Genomic DNA, 4,956 nt, shown 5'->3' on the forward strand with positions numbered 1-4,956 from the left:
GCCGACGCCTTCGGCCCAGGCGGTGCCGTCGGCGTCCGCGGAGAACGACTTGCAGCGGCCGTCCGCCGCCAGGCCCCGCTGCCGCGAGAACTCGATGAACGTGTTCGGCGTGGACATCACCGCCGCGCCGCCCGCCAGAGCCAGCGAGCACTCGCCCGACCGCAGCGCGCGCACCGCCAGGTGCAGGGCGACCAGCGAGGACGAACAGGCCGTGTCGACGGTGAGGGCCGGGCCCTGGAGGCCCAGCGTGTAGGCGACGCGGCCGGTGGCGACACTGCCCGCGGTGCCCGTCAGGAAGTGGCCCTCGGCCTCCTCAGGAAGCCGGCCGCCACCGCCGTAGTCGTGGTACATCACGCCGGCGAACACCCCGGTGTCACTGCCGTGCAGCGAACCGGGCGTGATGCCCGCCCGCTCCAGCGCCTCCCACGAGACCTCCAGGAGGAGCCGCTGCTGCGGGTCCATCGCCAGCGCCTCGCGCGGCGAGATCCCGAAGAAGGCGGGATCGAACTCGCCCGCTTCGTGGAGGAAGCCGCCGTGCCGGACGTACGACGTACCGGAGTGGTCCGGGTCGGGGTGGAAGAGGGTGTCGAGGTCCCAGCCGCGATCGGCCGGGAACTCCGAGACGACGTCGCGCTGTTCGGCGACGACCCGCCACAGCGCCTCGGGGGAGTCCACGCCACCCGGGAAACGGCACCCCATGCCGACGATCACGATCGGGTCGTCGTCCGTACGGGGGACGGCGGCGGCGACGGGCAGCGCCGGGGCGCTCTCGGCGCGCTCCCGAGCCAGCGCGAGCGTGAACGCGACGACGGCGGACGGCGTCGGGTGGTCGAAGACCAGAGTGGCCGGAAGCCGCAGACCCGTCGCCGAGTTGAGCCGGTTCCGGAGCTGCACCGCGAGCAGGGAGTCGATGCCGAAGCTCTTGAACGGCTGGTCCGGGTCGATCCCGTCCGTCGACTCGCTGCCGATGACCGCCGCGAGCTGCGCGCGCACGACGTCGAGCAGCAGGCGACGGCCCTCCTCCTCCGACATCCGGCCGAGCTTGCGGCGCAGACCGGACTCGCCGGCACGCCGCTGCGGGACCCGCACCAGGGAACGCAGCACCGGGGACATCGTCCCGGCGAGCGCGTCGGAGCGCAGGGAGGCGGGGTCGAGACGGGCCGGAACGAGCACGGGGTGGTCGTCGTCGGCGAGCGCCCGGTCGAGGAGCGCGAGGCCCTGCTCGGTGGTGAGCGGGGCGATGCCACGCGTCGAGAGGGTGTCCTCGTCCAGGTGACCGGTCAGGCCGGTCCGCTCCGCCCACAGGCCCCAGGCGAGCGAGGTCGCGGGCCGCCCGGCGGCCCGGCGGCGGGCGGCGAGCGCGTCGAGGAAGACGTTGCCCGCCGCGTAGTTGGCCTGGCCCGGGTTGCCGAGCACGCCGGCCACCGAGGAGAAGAGGACGAAGGCCGCGAGGTCCTGGTCCGCGGTCAGTTCGTCGAGGTGCGCGGCGGCGTCCACCTTGGGGCGCAGCACGGCCGAGAGACGGTCCTCGGTCAGGGACTCGACGACACCGTCGTCGAGCAGACCCGCCGTGTGGACCACCGCGGTCAGCCGCACGCCGGTCAGCAGCCGCGCCAGCGCGTCCCGGTCGGCGGTGTCGCAGGCCGCGAGGGTGACCTCGGCGCCCCACCCGGTGAGCTCGGCGGCGAGTTCCCCGGCTCCCGGGGCGTCCGCGCCGCGGCGGCTGACCAGGAGCAGACGGCGGGCGCCGTGCTCGGTGACCAGGTGCCGTGCGACCGAGGCGCCGAGCACGCCGGTTCCGCCGGTGACGAGCACCGTGGCGTCCGGGTCGAGCGGGGCGGCGGCCGTCGGGTCGCCGGCGGAGACGTGCCGGACCAGGCGGGGGGCGAGGAGCGTGCCCGCCCGCAGGACCAGCTGGGGTTCGGTGAGGACGGCCCCGGGCACGGTCCCGGCGTCGTGCTCCCGGTCCGAGTCCAGCAGGGCGAAACGGTCCGGGTGCTCGGACTGGGCGGTCCTGACCAGGCCCCACACGGTGGCCTGGGCGGGGTCGTCGACCTCGGGTCCGGCGGCGCCCCCGGTCAGCACCAGCAGGCGGGCACCGGCGAAGCGGGCCTCGCCCAGCCACTCCTGGACCAGGCCCAGCGCCCAACGCGCCGCCTCGTGGGCGGCCGTGGCGAGACCGGCTCCCGTGCCCTCGGAGTCGTCCGTCGAGCCGGGACATCGCCCGGTGACCGGACATCGTACGGCGACGAGCCCCGGCACCTGCTCCGGCACGTCGGCCAGGTCGGCGACCAGGCACACGTCGGTGTCGGCCGGGGAGCCGGTGACCGGCTGCCAGTCCAGCCGGAACAGCGAGTCGGCGCCCTGTCCCGCGGTCAGGTCGGCGGTGAACGGCCGCATCGTGACGCCCTCCGCGGACAGCACGGGCTTCCCCGCGCCGTCCGCTACGCGCAGGGCCACCCCGTCGCCCCGCGGGCTCAGCCACACCCGCAGGACGTCCGCGCCGTCCGCGTGGCGGGTGACATCGGACCAGGAGAAGGGCAGGACGGTTCCGGCGTCCTCGCGGAGCAGGCCGACCGCGTGCAGGGCCGCGTCGAGGAGCGCCGGGTGCACCCCGTAGCTCGTGGCGTCCAGCTCGGCGGGCAGGGCGACCTCGGCGAAGACGTCCCGTCCGGCGCGCCAGGCGGCGCGCAGACCCTGGAAGGCGGGGCCGTAGTCGTAGCCCGCTTCGGAGAGGGTGTCGTAGCGGCTCTCGACGTCGATCTCCCGGGCGCCCGGCGGCGGCCACTCGGCGAGTTCGAAGCGCGCGGGCTCGAAGTCCGAGGCCTCGAAGTCGGCGGCCTCGTCGTCGAGGTCGAGCAGCGCGGCCGCGTGCCGGGTCCACGGCGCGCCCGCGTCGGCGCCCTGCGACCGGGAGTGCACGGCGAGCTCCCGCCGCCCGTCGGCGGTGGGCGGCTCGACGGTCACCCGCAGCTGTACGGCGTCCCCGGGCGGCAGCACCAGCGGCGCCTGGAGGGTGAGCTCGGCGAGCCGTCGCCACCCCACCCGCGCGCCCACGGCCATCGTGAGCTCCAGGAACGCGGTGCCGGGCAGCAGGACCGTGCCCTGGACGGCGTGATCGGTGAGCCACGGCTGCGTGTCGAGGCCGAGCCGGCCCGTGTACACCAGCCGGTCCTCCTCGACCAGCTCGACCACGGCGCCGAGGAGCGGATGTCCGGCCGAGGCCAGTCCGAGCCCGCGGGCGTCGGTGGAGGCGGGCTCGGGCTCCAGCCAGTAGCGCTGCCGCTGGAAGGGGTACGAGGGGAGGTCGACGGTGTGGGCGTCGTACGGGGCGAGGAGGGTGGTCCAGTCGACGGTGACGCCGTGGGACCAGGCCTCGGCGGCGGACTGGACGAACCGGTCGAGGCCGCCGGTGTTCCGGTGGAGGGTGCCGACGACGGCACCGGTGTCGGCGAGCGTCTCGGTGATGCCGGAGACGAGTACGGGGTGCGCGCTGACCTCGACGAACACGACGTCGGGAGCGGTGAGCTGCTCGATGACCTCGGCGAGCCGCACCTTGCTGCGGAGGTTGCGGAACCAGTAGGAGCCGTCCAGCTCGGCGGTGTCCAGGACCCCACCGGTCACCGTCGAGTGGAAGGCGATCCGGCCGGATCGGGGCGCGACGTCCTTCAGCTCGTGGGCGAGGGTGTCCTTGATCTCGTCGACGTGGGCCGAGTGGGAGGCGTAGTCCACCGGGATGCGGCGGGCCCAGACCCCCGAGGCCTCGCACTGGGCGAGGAGTTCGTCGAGCGCTCCGGGCTCCCCGGCGACCACGGTCGACGAGGGACCGTTGACGGCCGCGACGGAGATGCGTCCGTCCCACGGGCCCAGGAGCTCTTCGGCCCGTGCCTCCGGGACCTTCAAGGAGGTCATGCCTCCGCCGCCGGAGAGGACGCGGAGGGCTTGGGAGCGGAGGGCGACGATGCGGGCGCCGTCTTCGAGGGTCAGGCCGCCGGCGACGACGGCTGCGGCGATCTCGCCCTGGGAGTGTCCGACGACGGCGGTGGGGTTGACGCCGTTGGCGCGCCAGAGGGCGGCGAGGGCGATCATCATGGCCCAGGAGGCGGGCTGGACGACGTCGACGCGGTCGAGGCCGGGGGCGTCGTCGTCGCCGCGCAGGACGGCGGTGAGCGACCAGTCCACGAAGGGTGTCAGGGCCGTCTCGCAGTCGGCGATGACGCGGGCGAACTCCGGTGAGGTGGCGAGGAGTTCGGTGGCCATGCCGGCCCACTGCGAACCCTGCCCCGGGAACACGAACACGGCTCGGGAGGCGGACACGCCGCCCACGCCGTCGACCTCCCCGGAGGCCAGGGCGTCGAGACCGGCGAGAAGCCCCTCGCGCCCCTCCGCGCCCGGCACGACGGCCCGCGACTCGAAGGCGGAGCGCGCGGTCGCCAGGGACAGCGCCACATCGGCGGAGCCCAGCCCCGGCAGCGCCCGTACCCGCGCGGCCAACCGGCCGGCGGCCTCGGCCAGGGCCTCGGGCGAACGGGCCGACACCACCCACGGCAGTCCCGAGCCGTCCTGGCGGGGCGCCTCGTCCCGCGTCGCCTCCGCCGTCGGCTGCTCGGCCGGGGCCTCGGCGAGGATGACGTGGGCGTTGGTGCCGCTGATGCCGAAGGAGGAGACGCCGGCGCGGCGGACCTTGCCGTCGGTGGTGGGCCAGGGGTGGGGTTCGGTGAGGACCCGGACGCCGCCGTTGGTCCAGTCGACCAGCTCACTGGGTTTGCTGACGTTCAGGGACGCGGGGAGTTCTCCGTTGCGCAGCGCCATGACCATCTTGATGACGCCGCCGACGCCGGCGGCGGCCTGGGAATGGCCCAGGTTGGATTTGAGGGAGCCGAGCATGAGGGGGTGTCCGTCGCGCTCGGTGCCGTAGGTGGCGAGCAGGGCCTGTGCTTCGATCGGGTCGCCGAG

General features: G+C 75.0%; 1 protein-coding gene. It reads right to left on the reverse strand.

All coding sequences use genetic code 11. The features are described from left to right. The coding region (locus tag ABTY59_RS37605; protein ID WP_352023657.1) for an SDR family NAD(P)-dependent oxidoreductase at positions 1-4,956 on the reverse strand (4,956 nt) is incomplete at both ends.

Source organism: Streptomyces sp. NPDC096079, assembly GCF_040303145.1.
Classification (GTDB): domain Bacteria; phylum Actinomycetota; class Actinomycetes; order Streptomycetales; family Streptomycetaceae; genus Streptomyces.